Source organism: Gilliamella sp. W8128, from assembly GCF_016100545.1.
Classification (GTDB): domain Bacteria; phylum Pseudomonadota; class Gammaproteobacteria; order Enterobacterales; family Orbaceae; genus Gilliamella; species Gilliamella apis.
In genome coordinates, this window is sequence record NZ_JACFSE010000007.1 from 25,098 (window position 1) to 51,256 (window position 26,159).

At 36.1% G+C, this 26,159-nt stretch carries 24 protein-coding genes; 19 read left to right on the forward strand and 5 right to left on the reverse strand.

Going from position 1 to position 26,159, the window contains the following annotated elements:
- Positions 1-100 precede the first annotated feature (100 nt).
- The 4 genes from H3U97_RS08300 (at position 101) to xylB (ending at position 6,427) form a co-directional block, all read left to right on the forward strand.
- Entirely contained in the window at positions 101-1,675 is a 1,575-nt protein-coding gene (locus H3U97_RS08300; RefSeq protein ID WP_065650729.1) for a TerC family protein, read from the forward strand.
- 290 nt (positions 1,676-1,965) lie between these two features.
- Positions 1,966-3,276 carry an NCS2 family permease gene (locus tag H3U97_RS08305; protein WP_065578185.1) on the forward strand — a complete coding sequence of 437 codons (1,311 nt, stop codon included), beginning with the start codon at positions 1,966-1,968 and terminating at the stop codon, positions 3,274-3,276.
- A 301-nt stretch (positions 3,277-3,577) separates the two neighbouring features.
- Positions 3,578-4,897 (forward strand): xylose isomerase, encoded by a 1,320-nt coding sequence (gene xylA / locus H3U97_RS08310; protein WP_065578186.1) that lies wholly within the window; start codon positions 3,578-3,580, stop codon positions 4,895-4,897.
- 72 nt (positions 4,898-4,969) lie between these two features.
- Positions 4,970-6,427 carry a xylulokinase gene (gene xylB, locus H3U97_RS08315; RefSeq protein ID WP_198198697.1) on the forward strand — a complete coding sequence of 486 codons (1,458 nt, stop codon included), beginning with the start codon at positions 4,970-4,972 and terminating at the stop codon, positions 6,425-6,427.
- Positions 6,428-6,512: 85 nt separating this feature from the next.
- On the opposite strand, the gene H3U97_RS08320 is transcribed toward xylB, so the two are convergent.
- The gene (locus H3U97_RS08320) at positions 6,513-7,703 is read right to left on the reverse strand and encodes a DNA-binding transcriptional regulator (RefSeq protein WP_198198698.1); all 1,191 of its coding nucleotides are present in this window, start codon (positions 7,701-7,703) and stop codon (positions 6,513-6,515) included.
- 289 nt (positions 7,704-7,992) lie between these two features.
- Between H3U97_RS08320 and rpsL the strand changes: the two genes are divergently transcribed.
- From rpsL to H3U97_RS08345, 5 genes are all read left to right on the forward strand, one after another.
- The gene (gene rpsL, locus H3U97_RS08325; protein ID WP_034883792.1) at positions 7,993-8,367 is read left to right on the forward strand and encodes a 30S ribosomal protein S12; all 375 of its coding nucleotides are present in this window, start codon (positions 7,993-7,995) and stop codon (positions 8,365-8,367) included.
- Positions 8,368-8,467: 100 nt separating this feature from the next.
- On the forward strand, positions 8,468-8,938 hold the full coding sequence (rpsG, locus tag H3U97_RS08330; protein ID WP_065578189.1) for a 30S ribosomal protein S7: 471 nt from the start codon (positions 8,468-8,470) through the stop codon (positions 8,936-8,938).
- Between the two features lie 106 nt (positions 8,939-9,044).
- Positions 9,045-11,147 (forward strand): elongation factor G, encoded by a 2,103-nt coding sequence (gene fusA / locus H3U97_RS08335; RefSeq protein ID WP_065614139.1) that lies wholly within the window; start codon positions 9,045-9,047, stop codon positions 11,145-11,147.
- 65 nt (positions 11,148-11,212) lie between these two features.
- The gene (gene tuf, locus H3U97_RS08340; protein WP_034900851.1) at positions 11,213-12,397 is read left to right on the forward strand and encodes an elongation factor Tu; all 1,185 of its coding nucleotides are present in this window, start codon (positions 11,213-11,215) and stop codon (positions 12,395-12,397) included.
- Between the two features lie 381 nt (positions 12,398-12,778).
- Positions 12,779-14,842, forward strand: coding sequence for a TonB-dependent receptor domain-containing protein (locus H3U97_RS08345; RefSeq protein ID WP_198198699.1), 2,064 nt, complete (start codon positions 12,779-12,781; stop codon positions 14,840-14,842).
- A gap of 39 nt (positions 14,843-14,881) precedes the next feature.
- Here H3U97_RS08345 and H3U97_RS08350 read toward each other — a convergent pair whose 3' ends face one another.
- Positions 14,882-15,595 carry a Crp/Fnr family transcriptional regulator gene (locus tag H3U97_RS08350; RefSeq protein WP_086321046.1) on the reverse strand — a complete coding sequence of 238 codons (714 nt, stop codon included), beginning with the start codon at positions 15,593-15,595 and terminating at the stop codon, positions 14,882-14,884.
- Between the two features lie 215 nt (positions 15,596-15,810).
- Between H3U97_RS08350 and H3U97_RS08355 the strand changes: the two genes are divergently transcribed.
- The 10 genes from H3U97_RS08355 to ispC all read left to right on the forward strand — a co-directional run bounded on the left by H3U97_RS08355 (position 15,811) and on the right by ispC (position 23,758).
- A complete protein-coding gene (locus H3U97_RS08355) occupies positions 15,811-16,158 on the forward strand; it encodes a cupin domain-containing protein (protein WP_065579136.1) in 348 nt (115 codons plus the stop codon).
- A gap of 14 nt (positions 16,159-16,172) precedes the next feature.
- Positions 16,173-16,943 carry a class I SAM-dependent methyltransferase gene (locus H3U97_RS08360; RefSeq protein WP_198198700.1) on the forward strand — a complete coding sequence of 257 codons (771 nt, stop codon included), beginning with the start codon at positions 16,173-16,175 and terminating at the stop codon, positions 16,941-16,943.
- A 95-nt stretch (positions 16,944-17,038) separates the two neighbouring features.
- Complete coding sequence (locus H3U97_RS08365) at positions 17,039-17,374, forward strand: zinc ribbon domain-containing protein YjdM (RefSeq protein ID WP_065579134.1); 336 nt, start codon at positions 17,039-17,041, stop codon at positions 17,372-17,374.
- 356 nt (positions 17,375-17,730) lie between these two features.
- Positions 17,731-18,468 (forward strand): 30S ribosomal protein S2, encoded by a 738-nt coding sequence (gene rpsB / locus H3U97_RS08370; RefSeq protein WP_065579133.1) that lies wholly within the window; start codon positions 17,731-17,733, stop codon positions 18,466-18,468.
- 84 nt (positions 18,469-18,552) lie between these two features.
- Positions 18,553-19,413 carry a translation elongation factor Ts gene (tsf, locus tag H3U97_RS08375; protein WP_065579132.1) on the forward strand — a complete coding sequence of 287 codons (861 nt, stop codon included), beginning with the start codon at positions 18,553-18,555 and terminating at the stop codon, positions 19,411-19,413.
- 119 nt (positions 19,414-19,532) lie between these two features.
- Positions 19,533-20,267 carry a UMP kinase gene (pyrH, locus tag H3U97_RS08380; RefSeq protein WP_065579131.1) on the forward strand — a complete coding sequence of 245 codons (735 nt, stop codon included), beginning with the start codon at positions 19,533-19,535 and terminating at the stop codon, positions 20,265-20,267.
- 28 nt (positions 20,268-20,295) lie between these two features.
- Complete coding sequence (gene frr, locus H3U97_RS08385) at positions 20,296-20,853, forward strand: ribosome recycling factor (RefSeq protein WP_065579130.1); 558 nt, start codon at positions 20,296-20,298, stop codon at positions 20,851-20,853.
- Between the two features lie 238 nt (positions 20,854-21,091).
- Positions 21,092-21,757 carry a deoxyribose-phosphate aldolase gene (gene deoC / locus H3U97_RS08390; protein ID WP_065579129.1) on the forward strand — a complete coding sequence of 222 codons (666 nt, stop codon included), beginning with the start codon at positions 21,092-21,094 and terminating at the stop codon, positions 21,755-21,757.
- A 59-nt stretch (positions 21,758-21,816) separates the two neighbouring features.
- On the forward strand, positions 21,817-22,578 hold the full coding sequence (gene deoR, locus H3U97_RS08395) for a DNA-binding transcriptional repressor DeoR (protein ID WP_198198701.1): 762 nt from the start codon (positions 21,817-21,819) through the stop codon (positions 22,576-22,578).
- Position 22,579: 1 nt separating this feature from the next.
- A complete protein-coding gene (gene ispC / locus H3U97_RS08400; RefSeq protein ID WP_198198702.1) occupies positions 22,580-23,758 on the forward strand; it encodes a 1-deoxy-D-xylulose-5-phosphate reductoisomerase in 1,179 nt (392 codons plus the stop codon).
- 43 nt (positions 23,759-23,801) lie between these two features.
- On the opposite strand, the gene bioB is transcribed toward ispC, so the two are convergent.
- From bioB to H3U97_RS08415, 3 genes are all read right to left on the reverse strand, one after another.
- Positions 23,802-24,845, reverse strand: a complete 1,044-nt coding sequence (bioB, locus tag H3U97_RS08405) for a biotin synthase BioB (protein WP_198198703.1) — start codon at positions 24,843-24,845, stop codon at positions 23,802-23,804.
- Positions 24,846-24,970: 125 nt separating this feature from the next.
- The gene (locus H3U97_RS08410) at positions 24,971-25,078 is read right to left on the reverse strand and encodes a maltose acetyltransferase domain-containing protein (protein ID WP_198198704.1); all 108 of its coding nucleotides are present in this window, start codon (positions 25,076-25,078) and stop codon (positions 24,971-24,973) included.
- 3 nt (positions 25,079-25,081) lie between these two features.
- Positions 25,082-26,041 (reverse strand): aminoimidazole riboside kinase, encoded by a 960-nt coding sequence (locus H3U97_RS08415; protein WP_065613721.1) that lies wholly within the window; start codon positions 26,039-26,041, stop codon positions 25,082-25,084.
- Positions 26,042-26,159 lie beyond the last annotated feature (118 nt).

Sequence of the window (26,159 nt, forward strand, 5' to 3'; positions counted from 1 at the left end):
AATAGTCAAAAAGTTAAATATTTTATTGATTATTTTGCTAATTACAGACAGAATTACCAAGCAGCATGTGCTGTGATCATTAGAGGTAATCACCTGACATATGGAATGGATCATGGATCCTACAATCTGGATTGGTTTATCCACTCTAGTTGTACTTGAAATCGTCCTTGGCATTGATAACATTGTTTTTATTGCCATTCTTGCCGAGAAACTTCCGCCTCAACAACGAGATAAAGCACGCATTACAGGCCTTGCTTTTGCATTAATAACCCGAATATTGTTATTAATGTTTACTGGCTGGTTAGTTACTCTCACCACCCCACTATTTTCTATATCAGGTATTAGTTTCAATGCTCGGCAATTAATTATGTTGCTTGGCGGAATATTTTTGCTGTTTAAAGCGACAATGGAACTCAATGAGCGTTTAGAAGGTGCATCACACGAGGATGGCAAACCGAAAAAAACCTCACATTTTTGGACTGTTGTTGCGCAAATCGTGGTACTTGATGCCGTATTTTCACTCGATTCAGTAATTACCGCTGTAGGAATGGTTGAGCACATTCCTGTGATGATTATCGCTGTTTGTATTGCTATTGCGATTATGATGGTTGCCAGTAAACCATTAGCCTATTTTGTTAACTCCCATCCAACGATTGTTATTTTATGTTTAAGCTTTTTATTGATGATTGGCTTTAGTTTGGTTGCCGAAGGTTTCGGTTTTGTCATTCCAAAAGGCTATTTATATGCAGCTATCGGCTTCTCGATTATGATTGAATTCTTTAATCAACTAGCCATATTTAACCGTCGAAAAGCATTAAACAAAAAACCTCTACGCGAACGTACCGCCGAAGCTATTTTACATTTACTTAAAGGCGATGCTGAAGAAGATCCCGATAGCCATACCATTGATGTGGTATCTGATAATAATAAAAAAACCTCAGTATTTAATCATCAAGAATTAAACATGGTTGAGCGAGTATTAGGTTTAGCTCAACGTTCAGTAAGCAGTATCATGACATCTCGATTAGATGTTGATATGGTCAATATCAATGATGATCGAGAAGTAATATTAAAAGAAATTTTTGACAATCCTCATTCACGTTTAGTAGTGACTGATAATGCTTCAATTGATGAACCATTAGGTATCATTCAAGTTAATGATCTGTTAAAAGATATTTTACAAAATAAACAACCCTTTGATATTAATTCATTAATCAAACAACCATTAATTTTTCCTGAAACAGTATCATTACTTGTAGCGCTGGAACAATTCAAAAAAGCCAAAACTCACTTTGCTTTTGTGGTTGATGAATTTGGATCAATGCAAGGTGTGGTGTCAGTGACCGATGTTATTGAAACCATTGCTGGTGATTTTCCAACTGAAGAAGAAGAGATCGATGCTAAACATGACATCCAATGTTTAGATGATGATAGTTGGATTGCAAATGGCTACATCCCAGTAGAAGAATTAGTAAGATTTGTACCGATTCCGATTGATGATAAGCGAGAATATCATACCCTTGCGGGATTATTGATGGAAAAAGCCCAACATCTACTCAATGTTGGTGAAACCATACAGATTGGTGACTATCTATTTGAAGTCGCCGAGATCGAAAGTCATCGGATTTTAAAAGTAAAAATTACTAAAAATAAATTAGATATTTTGGCTAACTAATCTATTGATAATCAGCATTTTATCCAGTGTACCATTAAATAGCTAAAAACTATGTTAGCGCTAAGTTATAAGCATAATTGATCACTAATAAAATGCTATTTGTTATTTAGAATAACGCTTGACCAAAATAAATTACTGGCAATAATAGCGCAGTGTTTTTACGTTTTTTAAAGATATGAAGTAATCACTTTATATCTTTTTTATTTTTACCGTAAATTTACTTCGGTAAAAATAAAGATATAAAATTATATCAAAATGGATCACTATCAACCTAAATTGGGCTTTAATTTATGAATTCACTATTCGAAAAAATCTTTCAATTAAAAGAGAAAAAAACCACCCCTGGTACCGAGCTTATCGCCGGTTGCACCACTTTTTTAACCATGGTTTATATTATCTTTGTTAATCCTTCAATCTTATCTGCAACAGGAATGGATAAATCAGCAGTGTTTGTCCTAACTTGTGTTGTCACCGCTTTTGCGACAATTATGATGGGATTATTTGCCAATCTACCGATTGCTTTAGCACCTGCCATGGGGCTAAATGTCTTTTTTGCTTATGGAATATGCGGTGCAATGGGCTATTCTTGGCAAGTTGGGATGGGAGCGATATTTTGGGGCTCATTGGTCTTTTTTGCATTATCACTATTTAAAGTCCGCCATTGGTTAATCGAACATATTCCACAGTGTTTACGCGCCGGTATTAGTGCTGGTATTGGCTTATTTATTGCTTTTATGGGATTCCAAAATATGGGTATTGTGGTCGCATCGCCAGCTACATTACTAACCTTAGGCAATATTTTGTCACTTAAAGTCTTATTAGGTTCGCTTGGATTTTTTATTATCGTTATCCTTGCTACCCGCAATTTTCATGCTGCCGTGTTAGTTTCTATTCTTGTCGTGACCCTACTAGCGCTATGGCTTGATCCAAATATTAGTTATCAAGGAATTGCAGCAGTTCCACCGAGTGTTGGCAGCGTTGTTGGCCATGTTGACCTTGCTGGTTCACTGAATATTGGTATCCTCGGGGTAATCTTTTCAGTAATGATTGTCAGCTTGTTTGATTCATCGGGTACTATTTTAGCTTTAACCGATAAAGCAGGACTTTCTGACGAAAAAGGTCGTTTTCCTAAAATGCGTCAAGCTTTATTAATTGATAGTTTCAGTTCTTCACTTGGTGGGTTATTTGGTACTTCATCTGTATTAACTTATATTGAAAGTTCCGCAGGCATTTCAGTTGGTGGACGTACTGGCTTAACTGCAGTGGTGGTTGGCTTATTATTTTTAATGATGACTTTCTTATCACCTTTAGCACATTTAGTACCACCTTATGCCACATCAGGTGCACTAATTTTTGTTGGTATCTTAATGGTATCAAGTTTAATGAAAGTTAACTGGTCTGATTTAACTGATGCAACACCAGCATTTATTACCGCATTAATGATGCCATTTGCTTTTGCTATTACTGAAGGGGTCGCACTTGGCTTTATCTCTTATGTGATATTGAAAACATTTACTGGTAAGTTTAAAGAATTAAATCTTTGTGTGATAGTTTTTGCACTACTGTTTGCTTTAAAATTCATCTTTATTGATCATCATTAATTTCATCAAACTATTTCTACCATTAACATGGTAGAAATAGCTTCTTCCCCCCCCATACAATTATTTCATCTGAAATTTCAAACAGACTACAACAATCATTTCACCTTCTTTTAGCCCTTTATAGAATTTGATCTGCGTCACAAAAAACAAAAAACATAAAATCGCTACAAAATTTAGTAATTGTTGTTGTTGTTAAAACTCATGCATATTGATTACCTGATTTAGCAACGTTTAGTTATCTAGAAAACTTAGTAACCAAAATATAGATTTTAAGTTAATTAATGGTATTTAGAGGTACATTATGAGTCAATATTATGAAAAAATAGAAAGAGTTAAATACGAAGGAACACAAACTAATAATCCTTTTGCGTTCAGGCATTACAATCCAGAGCAGATAATTTTGGGAAAAACAATGGCTGAGCACTTACGCTTTTCTATCTGTTATTGGCACACTTTTTGTTGGGCTGGCACCGACATGTTTGGTGCAAATTCATTTAATTATCCGTGGCAAAAGGGGGCTGACCCACTAGCTAATGCCAAGGCAAAAGCAGATATTGCTTTTGAATTTTTTTATAAAATGAATGTTCCTTTTTATGCATTTCATGATGTCGATGTTGCCCCAGAAGGTAATTCAATTCAAGAATATATCTCTAATTTATCCATGATGACGGATATCCTGTTACAAAAGCAACAGGAAACCGGCGTTAATTTATTATGGGGAACCGCTAACTGTTTCACAAATCCAAGATATGCAGCTGGTGCGGCCACCAATCCTGATCCGGAAGTTTTTGCCTGTGCTGCCACTCAAGTTGTCCATGCAATGAATGCTACTCATAAGTTAGGTGGTCAAAATTACGTATTATGGGGAGGCCGGGAAGGTTATGAAACGCTATTAAATACTAACTTACGCCAAGAACGTGAACAACTTGGTAAATTTATGCAACTAGTTGTCGAAAACAAACACAAGATTGGTTTCAATGGCGCATTATTGATTGAACCAAAACCACAAGAGCCAACCAAACATCAATATGATTATGATGTTGCAACCATTTATGGCTTTTTAAAACAATTCGGCTTAGAAAAAGAAATCAAGGTCAATATTGAAGCAAATCATGCAACACTTGCCGGCCATTCATTTCAACATGAGGTAGCTTCAGCTATTGCCTTAGATATATTTGGTTCACTTGATGCTAATCGAGGTGATCCACAATTGGGATGGGATACAGATCAATTTCCGAATAGTGTCGAGGAAAACACCCTAGTTATGTATGAAATATTAAAAAGTGGCGGATTTACCACTGGTGGACTTAACTTTGATGCCAAAATAAGACGACAAAGCATTGATAAATATGATGTATTTCATGGCCATATTGGTGCTATCGATACTATGGCATTATCATTAAAATGTGCAGCGAAAATGATTGAAGATAAACTATTAAATCAAAAAGTGGCTGAGCGTTATGCCGATTGGGACAAAAATTTAGGTAAAGATATTTTACAAGGGAATATGTCGCTACAAGAAATTGCACAATATAGTCTTGCAAATAATCTGCAACCTAAAGCGCGTAGTGGAGCACAAGAGCAATTAGAAAATATTGTTAATAAATCTATTTTTGGTTAAAAAAATCATTGTGTATTTATCTATCAGAACTATTATATTTATAGTTCTGATAGCTGCATAATGGAGGCAGATATGTATATTGGTATTGATTTAGGCACCTCTGGTGTCAAAGTAATTTTAATGGATGAAAAACAACGCATTGTGGCGTCAAATACAAAGTCACTCACCGTATCCCGTCCCCACCCATTATGGTCAGAACAAGATCCGCAGCAATGGTGGCAAGCAACAGATTCAGCACTACAAGAACTTAGCCATCAACATGACTTAACACGAGTCAAAGCAATTGGCTTAAGTGGACAAATGCATGGAGCAGTACTATTAGATAGTTCATCTCAAGTATTAAGGCCAGCAATTTTATGGAATGATGGTCGTTGTGATATTGAATGTCATGAATTAGAACAATTAGTGCCAAATTCTAGAAAAATTACTGGCAATTTGATGATGGCAGGTTTTACTGCACCCAAAATAAAATGGGTGCAAAAACACGAGCCAGAAATATTTGCCAAAATAGATAAAGTACTTTTACCAAAGGATTATTTACGCTTTAAAATTACAGGCGAATATGCATCAGATATGTCTGATTCTGCTGGCAGCATGTGGTTAGATGTTGAAAAACGTGATTGGAACGATCAATTGTTAAATGCTTGTGGTTTAAGTCGACGACATATGCCAACCTTATTTGAAGGCAATCAAATAACTGGTTATGTTACTGATGATATTGCTAAACGTTGGAAAATAAATTCAATTCCAGTTATTGCCGGTGGTGGCGATAATGCTGCCGGTGCTATCGGTGTTGGTCTTTATCAACCAGGACAAGCAATGCTTTCACTTGGTACTTCAGGGGTTTATTTTGCCGTTACTGATCGGTTTATCAGCCAGCCTGAACAGGCAATTCATAGCTTTTGCCATGCATTACCCAATCGCTGGCATCTTATGTCGGTTATGTTAAGTAGTGCTTCATGTCTTGATTGGGGATGCCAATTGTTAGACATTAAAGATGTTGCTACATTATTTAGCTTGATAGAAGAACAACCATCTGACGATAAACCACCAGTCTATTTTTTACCTTATCTATCAGGTGAAAGAACACCACATAATAACCCAGAAGCTAAAGGCGTATTTTTTGGCTTAACCTATCAACATAATAAAGTCGATTTAGCTAAAGCAATCTTGTTAGGTGTGAGTTATGGCCTAGCAGATGGTATAGATGTGGTAAAACAAACCGGCATTTCACCTGATAAAATTATTGTTATTGGTGGCGGAGCTAGAAGTAAATATTGGCGCCAATTAATTAGCGATATCTCTGGTTATACTATAGTTTATTGTGAGGGTGGCGAAGTTGGTCCCGCTTTAGGCGCCGCTAAACTGGCACAAATAGCCTGTAACCCAGATAGTGATTTAGGACAATGGTTAACACCATTATCAACCATTCAAACTCACCAGCCAGATAGGGAAAAACATGAATATTACCAACAACAGCGTGCTATGTTTAGAAACATTTATCAACAATTAAAACCGCTAATGTCTTGATATTAAAAAGCAGAAGATCTTTGGTAACACTCTTCTGCTTTTTAGCGAGTTAATAAATCTATTTTTCAACTTTATGTTAAGTTGATTATAGTAAATTAAGATTGGTAAATTTACTTCTGAAATCCTTCGGAGTCATGCCATATAACTTTTTAAATAAAAAATAAAAATATTGCACTGATGGATAGCCACATTGCTCAGATATTGCTTGAATCGATAATGAGGATTCAATTAATAGATATTTGGCTCGATTAAACTTCTCTTCATGAATGACCGTGTGAATGGTTTTACCTAATGATGTTTTAAAGCGAAGTTCTAAATTAGAACGAGATATTTGCAATTCCGAAGTTACTTGATCTACTTTAATACCTTTACAAGCATAATCACGGATATAATGAATAGCTTGTATAACATAAGGATCTTGTATTGAACGGTAATCGGTCGAACGACGTTCAATAACTTTTTTCGGTGAAATTAACCGTGGCGAGGTAGAAACCTTTCCCTTATTAAATATTTTTTGCAACAGTTTAGCTGCTTCAAATCCCATCTCCTCGGTTCCTTGTTTTACAGTAGATAAGGAAACCATCGATAGATCATTGATTACTTCTTCATTATCTATACCAATTAAGCATAGCTCTTCAGGTATTTTTATTTCAACTCTATCACAAGCTTGTAAAATATGATGAGCTCTCGCATCATTTACGGCAATAATGCCGGTATTAACTGGCAGAGTTAATAACCATTTAGAGAGTTTATCTAAGCTATCTTGCCAATTATCAAGAGATGTAGTTGTTCCTTGATAAATAAACCCTTCATAACCCTTTTGACTTACGATTTGCTCAAAAAACTGTTCTCTTACTGCCGCCCAACGACAAGACCGATGAGGTGGTAGACCATAAAAAGCAAATTGATTAATGCCTTTAGAACATAAATGATTAAAAGCACTCTCAATAATCGCAAAATTATCCGCAGCAACATAAGGAACCTTTGGATAACTTGAATTATCATGATGTGAACTACCTACGCCAATTATTGGAATATCAACATTAGTGAGTAGATCTTGAATATCTGGATCATCAAAATTAGCAATAATACCATCACAATCAAAATGGAAAGCTGTATTTGTATCATAACGCATGGTTTCGGAAATATAGATATTCCAGTGAATATTATTCGCTTTTAGAAAATCGCCTATTCCTTTAAGGATTTGTCGATCATAAATATTATTTGCATTAAATAGCAAAACAACTTTGTAACTTTCAACCTGTGTATCTTTCATTGTCACATTTATATATTGGTATTAATTTATATCCCATCTATTAGGATAAACTAGTGCGATAAAAAGCACCAATAAAATAAAAAAAATGTATTTTTATTTTGCATTTATTCATGCATAAAAATTATTGATAAATAACATAAAGAACCTGTGCTAATACTTGACATTATAGCTATTGAGGTCTAGAATCTTGCGACCCAAAACTTATATAAATAGGCTTTGGGCTACAGTTATTAATTACGTATCTAAAAAGCAATTTTTAAATTTATTTTAATTAATCAGGAGCTTATTAATGGCAACAATTAATCAGCTGGTACGCAAACCAAGAGCACTAAAGGAAGCGAAAAGTAACGTTCCTGCACTTGAAGCATGCCCGCAAAAACGAGGTGTATGTACACGTGTTTACACCACTACACCTAAAAAACCAAACTCAGCATTACGTAAAGTATGCCGTGTACGTTTAACCAACGGTTTTGAAGTAACTTCTTACATCGGTGGTGAAGGTCATAACTTACAAGAACATAGCGTGATTTTAATCCGCGGTGGTCGTGTTAAAGATTTACCTGGTGTTCGTTATCACACTGTTCGTGGTGCATTAGACTGCGCAGGTGTTAAAGATCGCAAACAAAGCCGTTCTAAATACGGTGTGAAACGACCTAAAGCTTAATGGAACTCCGTTAAGTAAGGCCAAACTATATAAATTCCATATAACTCATTTGAGTTTTGGGTAAACCTGAAAATTTGTAACATATAAACGGAGTATTCCAATGCCACGTCGTCATGTTGTCGGTCAAAGAAAAATTTTACCTGATCCGAAATTCGGTTCAGATTTGCTGGCGAAATTTGTAAATATTTTAATGATAGATGGTAAAAAATCTGTCGCAGAATCAATCGTATATTCAGCTCTTGATAAATTAGCTGAGCGTAGTGGAAAAGACCACTTAGCAGCTTTCGAAGTTGCATTAGATAACGTAAGACCAACTGTAGAAGTTAAGTCTCGTCGCGTTGGTGGTTCTACATACCAAGTTCCTGTTGAAGTGCGTCCTGTTCGTCGTAATGCACTTGCAATGCGTTGGATTGTAGATGCTGCACGTAAACGTGGCGATAAATCAATGGCATTACGCCTAGCGAATGAACTTATGGATGCTTTTGAAAACAAAGGTACCGCTGTGAAAAAACGCGAAGATGTTCATCGTATGGCTGAAGCTAATAGAGCGTTTGCACACTATCGTTGGTAATTTAAGCGCTTATATAAGACGCTTGAAATTAGACTGATAATTAATATTTATTATCAGTCCCCAAAAAGATATTTTATAAGCAAACGATTCTAAATAGAGGATTAATATGGCTCGTACAACCCCTATAGCACGCTACCGTAATATCGGTATCAGTGCACACATTGACGCAGGTAAAACTACGACAACTGAACGTATTTTGTTTTACACTGGCGTAAGTCACAAAATTGGTGAGGTTCATGATGGCGCAGCTACCATGGACTGGATGGAACAAGAACAAGAACGTGGTATCACTATCACTTCTGCGGCAACTACTGCATTCTGGTCTGGTATGGGTCAACAATTTGAACCACACCGAATCAATATCATCGACACCCCGGGACACGTTGACTTCACAATCGAAGTTGAACGTTCTATGCGTGTTTTAGATGGTGCGGTAATGGTTTACTGTGCGGTTGGTGGTGTTCAACCTCAATCAGAAACAGTATGGCGTCAAGCAAACAAATATAAAGTTCCACGTATCGCGTTCGTAAACAAAATGGACCGTATGGGTGCTAACTTCTTACGTGTTGTTGATCAAATCAAAACTCGTTTAGCAGCTGTACCAGTTCCATTAGTATTACCTATCGGCGCTGAAGAAGGCTTTACAGGTGTAGTTGATTTACTTAAACGTAAAGCAATTAACTGGAATGATGCTGATCAAGGTGTAAGCTTCACTTATGAAGATGTTCCTGCAGATATGGTTGAGCAAGTCGAAGAATGGCGTGCAAACTTAATGGAAGCAGCAGCTGAAGCAAATGAAGAGTTAATGGAAAAATACCTTGGTGGTGAAGAGTTAACTGAAGAAGAAGTTAAATTAGCATTACGTGAACGTGTGCTTGCTAACGAAATCATCTTAGTAACTTGTGGTAGTGCCTTTAAAAACAAAGGTGTTCAATTCATGCTTGATGCAGTAATTGAATATTTACCAGCACCAACAGATGTTCCAGCAATCAAAGGTGAATTACCAAATGGTGAAGCAGCAGAGCGTCATTCAAGTGATGATGAACCGTTCTCATCATTAGCATTTAAAATTGCAACTGACCCATTTGTTGGTAACTTAACATTCTTCCGTGTTTACTCTGGTGTAGTAAATTCTGGTGATACCGTTCTTAACTCTGTTAAAGATAAAAAAGAACGTTTTGGTCGTATCGTTCAGATGCACGCTAACAAACGTGAAGAAATTAAAGAAGTTCGCGCAGGTGATATTGCAGCAGCTATCGGTCTTAAAGAGGTAACAACTGGTGATACATTATGTGCTGAGAGCGCACCAATCATTCTAGAAAGAATGGAGTTCCCAGAACCGGTAATTTCTGTTGCTGTTGAACCAAAAACTAAAGCTGACCAAGAAAAAATGGGACTTGCTTTAGGTCGACTAGCACAAGAAGATCCTTCATTCCGTGTTCACACCGATGAAGAATCAGGTCAAACAATTATTTCTGGTATGGGTGAGCTTCACTTAGAAATCATCGTTGACCGTATGAAGCGTGAATTTAAAGTGGAAGCAAATGTTGGTAAACCACAAGTTGCTTACCGTGAAACTATTCGTAATGAAGTTGAACAAGAAGGTAAATTTGTTCGTCAGTCTGGTGGTCGTGGTCAATATGGTCATGTATGGTTAAGAATTAAACCATTAGAAGCTGGTGGCGAAGGCTACAAATTCAACAATGAAATTGTTGGTGGTGTGGTTCCTAAAGAATACATCCCAGCAGTTGATAAAGGTTGTCAGGAACAAATGAAAAACGGTGTTCTTGCTGGCTACCCAATTGTTGATGTTGAAGTCACTATCTATGATGGTTCTTACCATGATGTCGACTCATCAGAAATGGCATTTAAAATTGCCGGTTCAATGGCATTTAAAGATGGCTTCATGAAAGCTAAACCTGTGCTTTTAGAACCTATCATGAAAGTAGAAGTTGAAACTCCTGAAGATTATATGGGTGACGTTATCGGTGACTTAAACCGTCGTCGTGGTATGATCGAAGGAATGGAAGATACTGCAACTGGTAAAACAGTTAAAGCACAAGTTCCACTTTCAGAAATGTTTGGTTATGCAACAGACCTTCGTTCACAAACCCAGGGTCGTGCTTCTTACTCAATGGAGTTCTTGAAGTACAATGAAGCGCCAACCAATATTGCAACTGCAATTATTGAAGCTCGTAAAGCGAAATAATTATTTATATAAATAAGTAACACTTCCCTATTGTTAGGGAAGTGATTTAATAAAGGAACATTAAGATGTCTAAAGAAAAATTTGAACGTACAAAACCCCACGTTAACGTTGGTACAATCGGCCACGTTGACCATGGTAAAACAACTTTAACTGCAGCGATCACATCAGTATTATCTAAAAAATACGGTGGTCAAGCTCGTGCATTCGATCAAATCGATAACGCACCAGAAGAAAAAGCTCGTGGTATCACCATCAATACTTCACACGTTGAATACGATACACCAACTCGTCACTACGCACACGTAGACTGCCCAGGCCATGCTGACTATGTTAAAAACATGATCACTGGTGCGGCACAAATGGACGGCGCTATCTTAGTAGTAGCAGCAACTGATGGTCCAATGCCACAAACTCGTGAGCACATTCTTTTAGGTCGTCAAGTAGGTGTACCTTACATCATCGTATTCTTAAACAAATGTGATATGGTTGATGATGAAGAGTTATTAGAATTAGTTGAAATGGAAGTACGTGAACTTCTATCTCAATATGATTTCCCAGGTGACGATACACCAGTAATTCGTGGTTCAGCGCTTAAAGCGTTAGAAGGCGATGCAGCATGGGAAGACAAAATTGTAGAATTAGCAGAAGCATTAGACAGCTACATTCCAGAACCAGAGCGTGACATTGATAAACCATTCTTATTACCAATCGAAGACGTATTCTCAATCTCAGGCCGTGGTACAGTAGTAACAGGTCGTGTAGAGCGCGGTGTAATCAAAGTTGGTGAAGAAGTTGAAATCGTTGGTATCAAACCAACAACTAAAACAACTTGTACTGGTGTTGAAATGTTCCGTAAATTACTAGACGAAGGTCGTGCTGGTGAGAACGTAGGTGTATTATTACGTGGTACAAAACGTGAAGAAATCGAACGTGGTCAAGTATTAGCAAAACCAGGTTCAATCACTCCACATACAGATTTCGAATCAGAAGTGTATATTCTAAGTAAAGATGAAGGTGGTCGTCATACTCCATTCTTCAAAGGTTACCGTCCACAGTTCTACTTCCGTACAACAGACGTAACAGGTACTATTGAATTACCAGAAGGCGTAGAAATGGTAATGCCAGGTGATAACATCAAAATGACAGTATCATTAATTCACCCAATCGCAATGGCAGACGGTTTACGTTTCGCTATCCGTGAAGGTGGTCGTACTGTTGGTGCTGGTGTTGTTGCTAAAGTTATCAAATAATTTGAGCGTAACTAAAGAGCATGTTAAATGCTCTTATCAGTTCCAAAAAGGTGCACTCTGTGCACCTTTTTTATTGTCCTCAATATTTAACTAAACGAATTAAACAGGTTAATTAACCTATTTAGACCTAGGTATCAAGCTAAAGGCGATATCAGTGAAGATGCAGCTATATATAGCTGCTAAAGGCATTACCAAAACTAAGAAAAAGCAACTAAGAAAAATAATTTATACTATTATTCTTGATTGACAAAAGTCTGAGATAATCTATTCCTTAAACTTTTATTGTTTATTTTTTGTTATATTTGACAAATGTCATAGTGTTTCTTATTTTTTGTGTAAATAATAATCATTATCATTAAATCGAATGAGAAGTGAGATGTTATGTGCAGAAAAAATAAAGTTATTCAAATAAGTATATTAACCCTATTCTATTCGCCTATGATGTTTAGCGGTTATGCATTAGCCGAGACAAGTCATGATACAATTATTGTTACCCCTAATGATAGTGATAATAGAAAAAATTCATTGTCTCCGACTTTTCAGCAGGAACAAGTTAAACAGAAACAAACTGCTGGGGCAACTAACTTAATCATTCCAGAACAGGAAAATAGATTATCCACACTACAAGATGCGCTTGATTATCAACCTGGAATTATTATTCAAAACTTTTTTGGCGGTACAGATCAACCAAGATTAAACATTCGTGGCTCCGGAGTGCAAAGTGCCCCGCTATCACGAGGTGTCTTACTATTACAAGATGGGCTACCTATCACGGATGCTGATGGTGATTTCCATATTAGTACCTTAGATATGCGTGAAGCTCGGTTAATTTCAGTCTACCGTGGAGCCAATAATACTCATCCTCAAGCTAATAGTTTAGGTGGAGAATTGAATTTCATCTCCTACACAGGAAAAGATGAACTTGGTAGTGCTCGTTATGAATATGGAGCATTTGGTCGAGAAGCCGCGCAAATAGCATTAGGTCATAGCGGTGATGATATGGATGGTCGCATTAGCCTATCTTATGACCATTTTGATGGTTATCGAGATCATTCAACCTCGCAACGGAAAACAGTTCGATCTAACTTTGGTTATAGTAATGAAAACTTTGAAAATAGAACATGGTTAAGTTGGACAGATTTACGTTTTGATATTCCAGGACCTTTATCGCAACGTAAAAGCAAAAGTGATCCAACGAGTATTTTTAAAGTTGTGCAAATGCGAGATCCGCATCGTAATGTTCAACAGGGGCGTATTGCTAACCGCGCAAATTGGACCCTAGATAACCAAGCGATTGAGCTAGGATTATGGTATCAGCGTACACATGATAATTTTGTTACGCCAACCGATTATGTTTTAAGTGATAGTAACACTATTGGTAGTCAATTAACTTATAATATGACCTTTGATAATTTTAGCTATCGATCAGCTCTAGCATGGGATAAAACCAATCTTGATCGTCAATTATTGATGAATCGACGTCATACCAAAATGAATAAACGTTCACTGGGAAAATATGATGCTACCGCAGAAAACGTATATGGATCCATTGGTTCCTCATGGCAAATCAACAATGAATGGCAACTCAATTTAGATACTAAAATCACGCATGCCAAACGAGAGGTTGATGCGCGGCACAATAAAAACGCCCTTGATCAAGCATGGACATTTTGGTCACCTAAATTAGGGGTAATTTGGAATCAAACAAATGATACGCGATTTTATGCCAATTTAAGTACCAGTAACGAACCCGCATCCTTTCGTGAAATTATTACTAGCGATGGCATGAAAGCCAAAATTAACAAATTAAATCGTCAAAAAGGCATTACTGCTGAAATTGGTGGTAATGGTAAGATAACCCAAGAATTAAACTGGGATATTGCTTTATATAGAAGCATCATTAAAGATGAATATATTACCACTTACGACACAAGTGGAACGGCAATAGGGGTATTTAATTATGGCGCCAAAACACGTCATCAAGGGATAGAAGCAGGCCTAAAAGGACTAATACCTTCAGTTTTTATTTCTGGCGATATTGAATATCGTCTAGCTTGGACGTATAACGATTTTCGTTTTATGGGTGGCGAATATAATCGTAATTATATTGCCGGCATCCCAAGAAATACGATTACTGCAGAAATTTTATATAAATATGATAACTGGACACTTGGCCCAAATATTCACTGGTCCCCAACTAATACGCCGGTTGATCATGCCAATAATATGAATGTTCAATACCGAGATAAATATGTAGCTTTAGGCTTTAAAATTAATTATCAAAATCCTAATGGTTGGTCGGCTTATTTAACTGCAGATAACCTAACCAACAAACATTATGCTACCGCCTCGGTTGCTAATGATGTAGTAAAATCAAAACAGGAAAATACTTTATTCCCAGCTATGGGATTCAATCTCAATAGTGGGCTTGTTTATCACTTCTAAAAAAGTGTATCTGACAGTAATGCTGTCAGATACAGCTACTTAAAATGAACGTTGTGAAGGAAGCGTAAGCTGGTGAAGATAGGTTCTCTTTAAAATTGTTACCTGATTCAATTTAATTTCAATTATTTTTTGTTTACGCCAACTAGAAATTAGTCGGCTTAACGTTTCATAACGGATACCGAGCTTAGTTGCCAATTGACTGCGTGATATTGGTAACACAAAACTTGTATCTTGTTTCGAAGATAACGATAAAATATAAGCAGCTAAACGCTGTTCTGCCGAACTGGATGTTAACCAATCGATGTTATTAATTTGTTCGTATAGTTTAGTACTAAATTGCACTAACAAGCGTTGCATAACAATAGGATTATTCATACAAACTTGTAATACGCTATTTTTTTCAAGTAATAATAATGAGCAATTAGTTTTTGCTCGAATTGTCATGGGAAAGCGATTATGAGGCATAAACACTGCAGCAATGGCAACTAATTCATAAGGCGAAAAAATCCCAAAAACTTTTTCTTCACCTAAATAAGTATTTCTAAATACCTCAACTTTACCAGCAAGAACCAACGAACAACCAGAAAAAGGCATACCTTCATAACTAATTAGCTCACCGGTACTAAATTCCATATAACTAGCATTTTCAAGAATTGGTATTAATGCATCAGTGGTTAGCCCATCAAACATTTTTACATTATTTAACCAAGTTAAAATCTCATCTTGAGTTGGTATATTTTTGACAAATGTCATAGGGATTGCCTAATAATAACTTTAGAATGACTTCAATATAATTGATAATAATTCTTATTTCAATAAATAAAGCCTTATTATTAATTATCAATAACCATATGAAATATAATGTTTTTTAACAATAATAATTTAACCACTTATAACCTATATCATAAGCATTGACCAAAATAACAATTATATTTTGTTTTGCACTTACTGAAAAACAGGAGCATCTTATGCCAAATAATACTATTCCTCCAGCACAAGAACTAAATTTAGCTTCATTAATTAAACAAACGGAGCAAGGTATTGCTAGTCGAGTATTAGCTAAAACATCTGGTGGTAACTTAACCTTATTTGCTTTTGATAAAGGACAAGGGCTCTCTGAACATAGTGCACCATTTGATGCGATCGTTATGGTCATAGAAGGGCAATTAAATTTAATTATTGATGGCAAACCAGTTAAAGCTGAACCAGGAACGATAGTAAAAATGCCAGCTAATATCCCTCATGCTGTTGAAGCACCAATACCAGCAAAAATGCTATTAATTATGTTGAGAGAAATCACATTAAAGACTAATTAAACTAAGGATAGACAATGGAACAAATTAAAAAAGAAGCCGGCCATAAATTTTTGGCCCGTCTCGGTAAAACACGTTTAAGACCAGGCGGAAAGAAAGCTACAGAATGGTTATTTAAACAAGCAGAATTTACGCCACAAAGCCAAGTGTTAGAGATCGCATGCAATATGGGTACGACCTCTATCGAAATAGCTAAGCGATTTAAATGCCATATTATTGGTATCGACATGGATAAAATGGCATTAGAGAAAGCCAAACAAAATGTTATAAAAAATAATGTTAGTCAGTTAGTCGATATACAACAAGCCGACGCTTCCAAATTACCTTTCGCTGATAACAGCTTTGATATTGTAATTAATGAAGCGATGTTAACCATGTATGCAGACAAAGCGAAAGCTCGCTTACTCAGCGAGTATTTTCGAGTATTAAAACCAGGTGGAAAATTATTAACGCATGACATTATGTTAGTAAATCCAGAAAACTCTCAAGACGTCACGGCACAAATTCATAATGCGATCAATGTTAATGCACAGCCTATGAGTCATGATGAATGGATTAATCTTTTTTCAACTATAGGATTTATCAATATAAAATCAGAACATGCCGCTATGACGTTAATGTCACCACGAGGTATGATTACCGATGAAGGATTTTTTGGTGCAATCAAAATTGTTGGTAATGCATTACATAAACAAAATCGACCACAATTTATCAAAATGTTTAAAACATTTAGAAAAAATAAAAAATACCTTAATTACATTGCTATCTATAGTGTCAAACCGAAATAATAAAAAACTATTAGGTATAGCTGAATATCATGACTAAATAGTCTTTTTTTGCTATAGTGGACATCATTTTATTTAATTTGGATTAATGAAAAACTATGGAATCTATACCTAATTGCCCGGCTTGCCAATCTGAACACACTTACCACGATGGTACTTTTTATGTTTGTCCGGAATGTGCACACGAATGGGATCCAAATCAAGAAACTTCGACAACCGATGAATTACAAGTTAAAGATAGCAATGGTAATTTGTTAGTTGATGGCGATGATATTATTTTGATTAAAGATTTAAAATTAAAAGGCTCATCAACCGTCCTCAAAAAAGGGGCTAAAGCTAAAGGCATTCGTCTAGTAGACGGTGACCACGAAATTGATTGTAAAATCGATGGCATGAAAGTAATGCTTAAAGCTTGTTTTGTTAAAAAGGCTTAATGATTTAAAGCAACATGCAACTTTTTTAATATAAGCTAATAAATTGACTTTGTTAGCTTATATCGTTATTTTTCCAGACCAAATCCACAACCTTTAATAAAAAACTAATATTTCATCACCTATAAAAATAAATACTTCTGGTAATCTTAATTTAAATGTGGTATAAAACGCGCGCTATATTTCAGATTATTTTTATCGAAAATAATAATGAAACATCAGCATAAAATTTAATAATTAATTAACGTTATAACACACACATATCATTACTCTTTGCCGGGGTGCCTTTTACTTAAAGTAATAAGGTCGGATAAAGCGGATATGTGGAGGCATAACCCCAACGTAAAAATGAGGAAATCATGACTACAGTATCAATGCGCGATATGTTACAAGCAGGTGTACACTTTGGACACCAAACTCGTTATTGGAACCCAAAAATGAAACCATTTATTTTTGGTGCTCGTAACAAAGTTCACATCATCAATCTTGAAAAAACAGTACCAATGTTCAATGAAGCATTAGCTGAATTAAACAAAGTTGCTGCGCGTAAAGGTAAAATTTTATTTGTTGGTACAAAACGTGCTGCAAGTGAAGCAATTAAACAAGCAGCAGAAAGCTGTGGACAATACTACGTTAATCACCGTTGGTTAGGTGGTATGTTGACTAACTGGAAAACAGTACGTCAATCAATCAAACGTTTAAAAGATTTAGAAACACAAGCTAATGATGGTACATTTGATAAATTAACCAAGAAAGAAGCACTTATGCGTGCTCGTGAAATGGCTAAATTAGAAAATAGCTTGGGTGGAATTAAAAATATGGGTGGCTTACCCGATGTGATTTTTGTTATTGGTGCAGACCATGAACATATCGCAATCAAAGAAGCTAACAATTTAGGTATTCCAGTCATTGCTGTTGTTGATACTAACTCAGATCCAGATGGTATTGATTACATTGTTCCTGGTAATGATGACGCAATCCGTGCAATTCAATTATATGCAAATGCAGTTGCTGAAGCAGTACGTTCAGGTCGTGAACAAAACCAATCTCCAGTATCTGAAGAAAGCTTTGTTGAAGAAGCTCCAGCAGCAGAATAATAAACTCAAATATTTTCAGGGTCGATAATATCGTCGACCCATTCTAATGAAAATCATCATAATGGTTAAATAGAGGATTTTAAAATGGCTGAAGTTACCGCTTCTATGGTAAAAGAACTGCGCGAAAGAACTGGCGCAGGTATGATGGAATGTAAAAAAGCATTAGTTGAAGCAAATGGTGATATCGATCTTGCTATCGACAACATGCGTAAATCAGGTCAAGCCAAAGCAGCTAAAAAAGCAGGTCGTGTAGCAGCTGAAGGTGTAATTATTTCTAAAATTTCAGCAGATAAAAAAGTTGGTGTTATTTTAGAAATTAACTGTGAAACTGACTTTGTTGCTAAAGATGCTGGTTTCTTAGAATTCAGTGATAAAGTAGCAACAGCTGCTTTAAATGATAAAATCACTGATATTGCAGCTTTACAAGCAAAATTTGAAGAAGAACGTACTGCATTAGTTGCTAAAATTGGTGAAAACATCGGCATCCGTCGTGTTCAACAAATTACTGGCGATGTAGTTGGTAGTTATCAACACGGTGCACGTATTGGTGTTTTAGTTGCAGCTAACAGTGGTTGTGATGAAGAATTAGTTAAACACATTGCAATGCACATTGCCGCAAGCAAACCAGAATATGTTGACCCTAGCGATGTACCTGCAGATGTGGTTGAGCATGAACGTAATATTCAAATTGATATTGCAATGCAATCTGGTAAACCTCGTGAAATCGCAGAAAAAATGGTTGAAGGCCGTATGCGTAAATTCACTGGTGAAGTATCACTTACTGGTCAACCATTTGTAATGGATCCAAGCAAAACAGTTGGTGATTTACTTACTGAGAAAAAAGCGACTGTTGCATCATTTATCCGCTTTGAAGTGGGTGAAGGTATCGAAAAAGTCGAAGTTGATTTTGCAGCAGAAGTGGCTGCGATGTCGAAACAATCTTAATTGTTTTATCAAAACCGCCTTCATGGCGGTTTTGTTTATCCACAAAATATTTTAAAATGATTGCCAGCTAGTTATGCTAGCTTTTTAAGTAATTAAATAACGAAATAGTGAGACTTCATATGGTAACCCCTTTCTATAAACGTATCCTTCTCAAACTTAGTGGTGAAGCGCTGCAAGGTGATGAAGGTTTTGGTATTGATCCAACCGTTCTTGATCGTATGGCTCAAGAAATTAAAGAACTTATCGACATGGGAGTTCAGGTTGCTGTTGTTATTGGGGGTGGTAATCTATTTCGTGGTGCAGGACTTGCTAAAGCAGGCATGAACCGTGTTGTTGGTGACCATATGGGTATGCTTGCCACAGTAATGAACGGTCTTGCTATGCGTGATGCATTGCACCGAATTGAAGTTAATGCCCGTTTGATGTCGGCAATTCCATTAAACGGCGTTTGTGATGATTATCGCTGGACTGAAGCAATCAGCTTGCTTAAACATGGTAAGGTCGTTATCCTTTCGGCTGGAACCGGTAACCCATTTTTCACAACTGACTCAGCAGCCTGTTTACGAGGTATTGAAATTGAAGCTGATGTGGTTTTAAAAGCAACCAAAGTTGATGGTGTTTATTCAGCCGATCCCGTAAAAGATCCTAATGCAACACTTTATAAAACACTTAATTACGAGAAAGTGTTAGATGATGAATTAAAAGTGATGGATTTAGCCGCATTTACATTAGCACGTGATCATAATTTACCAATTTGTGTGTTTAATATGAATAAACCGGGGGCATTACGTCGCGTCATTCTAGGCGAATCAGAAGGAACATTAATCAATAATCAGGCTACAGTTAGCTGCTAGTCTTATTTATTTAAAAAGGTTTTTTATTATGCTAAATGAGATTCAAAAAGAAGCGCAAGAGCGCATGGAAAAAAGTATTGATGCGTTTCAGAATCATATTTCTAAAATTAGAACTGGTCGTGCATCGCCAAGTTTATTAGATGGCATTATGGTTGAGTATTATGGTAGCCCAACACCACTTCGTCAATTAGCCAATATAGTTGCTGAAGATGCAAGAACCCTTGCAATTACAGTATTTGATAAATCATTAACACCATTAATTGAAAAAGCAATTTTAACTTCAGATTTAGGATTAAATCCGGCATCAGCGGGTACCGTTATTCGAGTTCCGTTACCACCGCTTACTGAAGAGCGCCGTCGTGATTTAACTAAAATTGTTCGTGGTGAGGCAGAGCAAGGCCGTGTATCGATCCGAAATATCCGTCGTGATGCCAATGATCAAATCAAAGCATTATTGAAAGATAAAGAAATTTCTGAAGATGATGAACGTAAATCACAAGACTTAATTCAAAAAGCTACTGATGCTGCCATTAAAAAATTAGATGCGGTACTTGCTGAGAAAGAGAAAGAATTAATGGAATTCTAATCTATTTCAAAAATTCATAAATACCATTTTGACGCCCAATTTTATTAAATTGGGCGTTTTTATTTATTTCTTTAACATATTAATAGCAGTTGTTATATTTCAAATTCTCACAAATTAGCGATATAATGTTATTAAAGTAACATTATTTGGTTATATTTGTTATTTTTATAACATTACTATTTACAGATTAACAAAATTAACTAGATTTAACATTAATAAAAAATTTAAGGAAACCCTTATGGATTATGCAAAGTATATTGATCATACTTTATTAGCGATGAATGCGACTGAAGATCAGATTCGAAAACTCTGTGATGAAGCAAAAGAATATCATTTTTATTCTGTGTGCGTTAATTCTGGCTATGTACCTTTAGTGGCAGAGTTATTAAAAGGTAGTGATGTAAAAGTATGTTCAGTAGTCGGTTTTCCACTTGGTGCTATGCTTACGTCAGCTAAAGCTTATGAAACAGAAATGGCTGTTAAAGCTGGTGCAGAAGAAATTGACATGGTAATCAATGTCGGTTGGCTAAAAAGCAATAATTGGGATGCAGTTAAAAATGATATCGAAGCGGTATTCAAAGCCTGCGGTTCAGTACCATTAAAAGTTATTTTAGAAACTTGCTTATTAACCAAAGAAGAAATTGTTAAAGTTTGTACAATTTGTAAAGATATTGGCGTTGCTTTTGTCAAAACATCTACTGGCTTTAGTACTTCTGGCGCAACAGTTGAAGATGTAAAATTAATGCGTGAAACAGTCGGTGAAAATATGGGCGTAAAAGCGTCTGGTGGTATTCGTGATCGTATGACTGCCGAAAAAATGGTTCAAGCTGGTGCAAATCGTTTAGGCGCAAGTGCTGGTATTGCAATCGTTTCAGGTAACAGTACATCATCTAGCAATTACTAATCAATCATAACAATAAGTTACATATATATTATGTAGCTTATTGTTATTTAGGAAAAACAATGGAAACTCAACCACAAAAAAGAATAAATGAACTCCTTGAAATCCTAAAAAACACTGACAAGATCCACCTAAAAGCAGCGGCTGAACAATTAGCCGTGTCAGAAATGACTATCAGGCGTGATCTTAACAATTACCCCTCCTCATTAATTGTCTTAGGTGGCTATATTGTCAATGAAGACCGTCATTCAATCGCAAAGTATTTCATTTCAGATCAGCAGGATAAGCAAGTTGAAGAAAAAGCTTATATTGCAAAACTTGTTAGTCAATTTATCAATGAAAACGATACAATATTTTTTGATTGTGGCACCACCATGCCTTTTATCATTAATGCAATAGATAATGATATTGCATTTACTGCTATCTGTTATTCATTAAATAGTTTATTGGCACTACAACATAAACCGAAATGTAAAATTATTTTATGTGGCGGTCATTATCAACTCAATAATGCTATCTTCACAAGTGTAAATCAGCACAATCAATTAGATTCTATATGTCCGAATAAAGCATTTATTTCAGCTGCTGGTATCGATTTGCAACAAGGGGTAACCTGTTATCATTTTGAAGAATTAGATATGAAGCAACAAGCAATGAAAAAATCAGCGCAAAAAATATTGATTGCCGATCATACTAAATTTAATCAAATAAAGCCGGCATTTATTAGTGAATTGACTTTGTTCGATCAGATAATTACTGATAAACTGCCCGATGAAAAATTTGTCTCTTTTTTTAATGAAATCAACATAAGTTTAATTTACTAATATGAAAAATATCACAATTTTAGGCTCAACAGGTTCAATAGGTTGCAGCACTTTGGCCATTATTCGACAAAATCCAGATTTATTTAAAGCATTTGCTTTAACTGGTGGGCAAAATGTTGGCAAAATGACTGAACAATGTTTGGAATTTAGGCCAAATTATGTCGCAATGGCTGATGAAGAAGCAGCACAGCAACTTAGAAAAAATCTCGTAGACCTAAAATTAAATATTGAAGTATTTCATGGTCAACAAGCTATATGCGATTTAGCAGAGCTTACTGAAGTAGATATGGTAATGGCAGCTATAGTCGGGGCTGCAGGATTAAAACCTACCCTTGCCGCCATTAAAAAAGGCAAACGGATTTTGTTAGCGAATAAAGAATCTTTGGTAACTTGTGGCCATTTATTTATGCAGGCAGTTAAACAATATAGAGCACAGTTATTACCAGTTGATAGTGAGCACAATGCAATCTTTCAGAGCCTCCCATCAGAAGTTCAACAAAATTTAGGATTTGCTAATTTAGCCGATTATGGCATCACCAAAATTGTCCTAACCGGTTCAGGAGGACCATTTCGAGATTTACCGTTAAATCAATTAACCACAGTTACGCCTGAACAAGCGGTTGCTCATCCTAATTGGTCAATGGGTAAGAAAATCTCTGTCGATTCAGCTACCATGATGAATAAAGGACTAGAATATATTGAAGCTCGTTGGCTGTTTAATGCCAGTGAAGAAGAGATGGAAATTATCATTCATCCTCAATCAATTATACATTCGATGGTTCGTTACCAAGATGGCAGTGTGATTGCCGAGCTCGGCATTCCAGATATGTGTACACCAATTGCTTATGCAATGTCTTATCCAGATAGAATTGCATCAAGCGTGCCGGCATTAGATTTTACGCAAATTTCATCACTGACTTTTTCTCAACCCGATTTTAACCGTTATCCTTGTTTAAAGTTAGCTATTGAGGCATTCAATCAAGGACAAGCAGCAACAACGGCACTCAATGCGGCTAATGAAATGGCGGTAGCGGCTTTTTTACAAAATAAAATCGGCTTTATGGATATTGCTAAACAGGTAGCAACAGTTTTAGAAACACTTGATTTTCCTGAACCAACCACGATTGAAGACGTATTTGCTATCGATCTGTGGGCAAGACAAACCTGCGCAAACTTATAGCAATCGGCCAAAAAGTTAAGATTAATGTTCTTATATTTAAATCTTAAGAATTATCGCCAGATTGATTATTTTGCGCTTGCTCACTAATTGCTTGCACAATAGCAGCCTTATGTACCTCATCGCTATAATCTTGGATCTTTTCTGGATTAATGCCTAATTTAAAAAATAAAGCATTATCTTTATCGACTTGCGGATTAGATGTAGTTAATAGCTTATCACCATAAAATATTGAATTAGCACCGGCTAAAAAAGCCAGTGCTTGCATTTGCTCATTCATTTGTTCTCTTCCTGCTGACAAGCGTATATAAGATTTAGGCATCATAATACGAGTGACAGCTAGCATTCTAATAAAATCAAATGGTTCAATATCTTTTTCATTTGCTAACGGGGTACCTTTAACCTTGACTAAATTATTAATGGGAACACTTTCTGGGTGTTGGTCTAAATTAGCAAGTTGTATCAATAAATTGGCTCGATCTTTTAAAGTTTCCCCCATACCCAAAATACCACCCGAGCAAATTTTAATACCAGCTTCTCTTACATAAGCCAATGTTTGTAAACGCTCACTGTATGTACGAGTAGTAATTATTTGCTGGTAAAACTCAGGTGAAGTATCTAAATTATGATTATAAAAATCTAAACCTGCATCGGCTAATGCGTAAGCCTGTAGTTGGGATAGTTGCCCCAGAGTCATGCAGGTTTCCATCCCCAGAGTTTTGACGCCTTTTACCATCTCCAAGAGATAAGGCATATCGCGATTTGTTGGATGCTTCCAAGCAGCCCCCATACAAAAACGTGTAGCCCCTACAGCTTTGGCGGCTTTAGCTTCTTCAATTACTCTTTGTACTTCAAGTAATTTTTCTTTTTCTAAGCCAGTATCATGGTGGATAGACTGAGGACAATATTTACAATCTTCAGGACAAGCACCTGTCTTTATTGATAGCAGAGTAGACACCTGTACTTTATTCGCATCAAAATATTGTCGATGTATGGTTTGTGCTTTGAAAATAAGATCATTGAAAGGTAACTGAAAAATATCCATTACTTCAGACAATACCCAGTCATGGCGAATGCCATTTAATGACATAGAAAATCCTTTTAAGAATCAAAATAAATCTGTGTGCATCATAATACATAGCATTACATTGTCAACTATTTTAACTTTAAATTGTTTACATAAAAGGATTGCTATGCCTTTTTGCTATACAAAAGTTAATTTAACTGAAAACAGATATCTTGGGCATAAAGCCGTTCATTTTCAAGTTCATCGATACTAGGATCATAAAGTAGTCCTGTTAGCATTTTTTGTTTTTCTGTCATTATTTACACCATTTGTTTAGCAATTAGCGCTGGGTTATCACTAATAAAGGATTGTAAAAATGCACTATCCGGTAATGCTGTTAATGCGCCTTTTTTAGTAGTAGCCAATGCCCCACAAGCGCTGGCTATCGTCATCATACTTTCTAACATTAATTTATCTTCCGGCATTCCCGATGAAGCAATACTACTAAGTAATCCAGCAACAAACGCATCGCCTGCGCCTGTTGTATCAATACTATTAACGTGGAAAGAGTCAAAACTAAACGTTTTACCTTGCCATAACACAATACTACCGTCTTTACCTTTAGTGATTAATTTAAGTGGTGCATTATAATGTTGTTGCAGTTTATTAAGTGCTACATGCCAATCTTGACTTTCCGTTAACCAGAATAGCTCTTCATCTGAAAGTTTAAGAATATCTGCATCGTGACAAAATTGGGTAATAATAGTGCGCATTTCATTTTTATCCTGCCACATTTGTTCGCGCAAATTAATATCAAAGCTAATTAAGCCATTTTTGGCAGTCAGTTTTTCAATAGCTGTTTTTAATGTTTGTCGACAGGTTGTGCCAACTAACGCCAAAGAACAAAAATGTAAAATGTCCTGATTAAAATCCGGCAATGCTTGTTCAGATAAAAATTGATCAGCTGAAGGCGAAACAAGAAAAGTGAAACTGCGTTCACCATTGTCTCCTAAATCAACTACCACTGTACTCGTTCTATGCTCATCGTCCTTTTCAAGACTTTGACAATCAACATGATGTTCACAAAAAGTTTTTTCCATAAAGTGGCCAAATGGATCATTACCAACTCGACCAATAAAAGCCGATGGTAGCCCTAACTTAGCTATCGCAATGGCAACATTCGCGGGAGCCCCGCCAGCACAAGCTCGATAGTTCATTTCACCAAATGGCAATAAGTCAATAACGGCATCACCAAGAGACCATACTTTTGTATTTTTCATTTTGTCACTCATATTATTGTTAAAAGGGATTGAATGTATGTAACACGATTAATGTTATTGCACTATACTTTTCGATTAAATTAGTTAATTAATGACTAATTAATTGATATGCTGATAA

Bases quoted from the DNA above. Each gene is read 5' to 3' on its own strand.
- H3U97_RS08300 (WP_065650729.1), top strand. From the start codon at position 101: ATGGAATGGATCATGGATCCTACAATCTGGATTGGTTTATCCACTCTA.
- H3U97_RS08305 (WP_065578185.1), top strand. From the start codon at position 1,966: ATGAATTCACTATTCGAAAAAATCTTTCAATTAAAAGAGAAAAAAACC.
- xylA (WP_065578186.1), top strand. From the start codon at position 3,578: ATGAGTCAATATTATGAAAAAATAGAAAGAGTTAAATACGAAGGAACA.
- xylB (WP_198198697.1), top strand. From the start codon at position 4,970: ATGTATATTGGTATTGATTTAGGCACCTCTGGTGTCAAAGTAATTTTA.
- H3U97_RS08320 (WP_198198698.1), bottom strand. From the start codon at position 7,703: ATGAAAGATACACAGGTTGAAAGTTACAAAGTTGTTTTGCTATTTAAT.
- rpsL (WP_034883792.1), top strand. From the start codon at position 7,993: ATGGCAACAATTAATCAGCTGGTACGCAAACCAAGAGCACTAAAGGAA.
- rpsG (WP_065578189.1), top strand. From the start codon at position 8,468: ATGCCACGTCGTCATGTTGTCGGTCAAAGAAAAATTTTACCTGATCCG.
- fusA (WP_065614139.1), top strand. From the start codon at position 9,045: ATGGCTCGTACAACCCCTATAGCACGCTACCGTAATATCGGTATCAGT.
- tuf (WP_034900851.1), top strand. From the start codon at position 11,213: ATGTCTAAAGAAAAATTTGAACGTACAAAACCCCACGTTAACGTTGGT.
- H3U97_RS08345 (WP_198198699.1), top strand. From the start codon at position 12,779: ATGTGCAGAAAAAATAAAGTTATTCAAATAAGTATATTAACCCTATTC.
- H3U97_RS08350 (WP_086321046.1), bottom strand. From the start codon at position 15,595: ATGACATTTGTCAAAAATATACCAACTCAAGATGAGATTTTAACTTGG.
- H3U97_RS08355 (WP_065579136.1), top strand. From the start codon at position 15,811: ATGCCAAATAATACTATTCCTCCAGCACAAGAACTAAATTTAGCTTCA.
- H3U97_RS08360 (WP_198198700.1), top strand. From the start codon at position 16,173: ATGGAACAAATTAAAAAAGAAGCCGGCCATAAATTTTTGGCCCGTCTC.
- H3U97_RS08365 (WP_065579134.1), top strand. From the start codon at position 17,039: ATGGAATCTATACCTAATTGCCCGGCTTGCCAATCTGAACACACTTAC.
- rpsB (WP_065579133.1), top strand. From the start codon at position 17,731: ATGACTACAGTATCAATGCGCGATATGTTACAAGCAGGTGTACACTTT.
- tsf (WP_065579132.1), top strand. From the start codon at position 18,553: ATGGCTGAAGTTACCGCTTCTATGGTAAAAGAACTGCGCGAAAGAACT.
- pyrH (WP_065579131.1), top strand. From the start codon at position 19,533: ATGGTAACCCCTTTCTATAAACGTATCCTTCTCAAACTTAGTGGTGAA.
- frr (WP_065579130.1), top strand. From the start codon at position 20,296: ATGCTAAATGAGATTCAAAAAGAAGCGCAAGAGCGCATGGAAAAAAGT.
- deoC (WP_065579129.1), top strand. From the start codon at position 21,092: ATGGATTATGCAAAGTATATTGATCATACTTTATTAGCGATGAATGCG.
- deoR (WP_198198701.1), top strand. From the start codon at position 21,817: ATGGAAACTCAACCACAAAAAAGAATAAATGAACTCCTTGAAATCCTA.
- ispC (WP_198198702.1), top strand. From the start codon at position 22,580: ATGAAAAATATCACAATTTTAGGCTCAACAGGTTCAATAGGTTGCAGC.
- bioB (WP_198198703.1), bottom strand. From the start codon at position 24,845: ATGTCATTAAATGGCATTCGCCATGACTGGGTATTGTCTGAAGTAATG.
- H3U97_RS08410 (WP_198198704.1), bottom strand. From the start codon at position 25,078: ATGACAGAAAAACAAAAAATGCTAACAGGACTACTTTATGATCCTAGT.
- H3U97_RS08415 (WP_065613721.1), bottom strand. From the start codon at position 26,041: ATGAAAAATACAAAAGTATGGTCTCTTGGTGATGCCGTTATTGACTTA.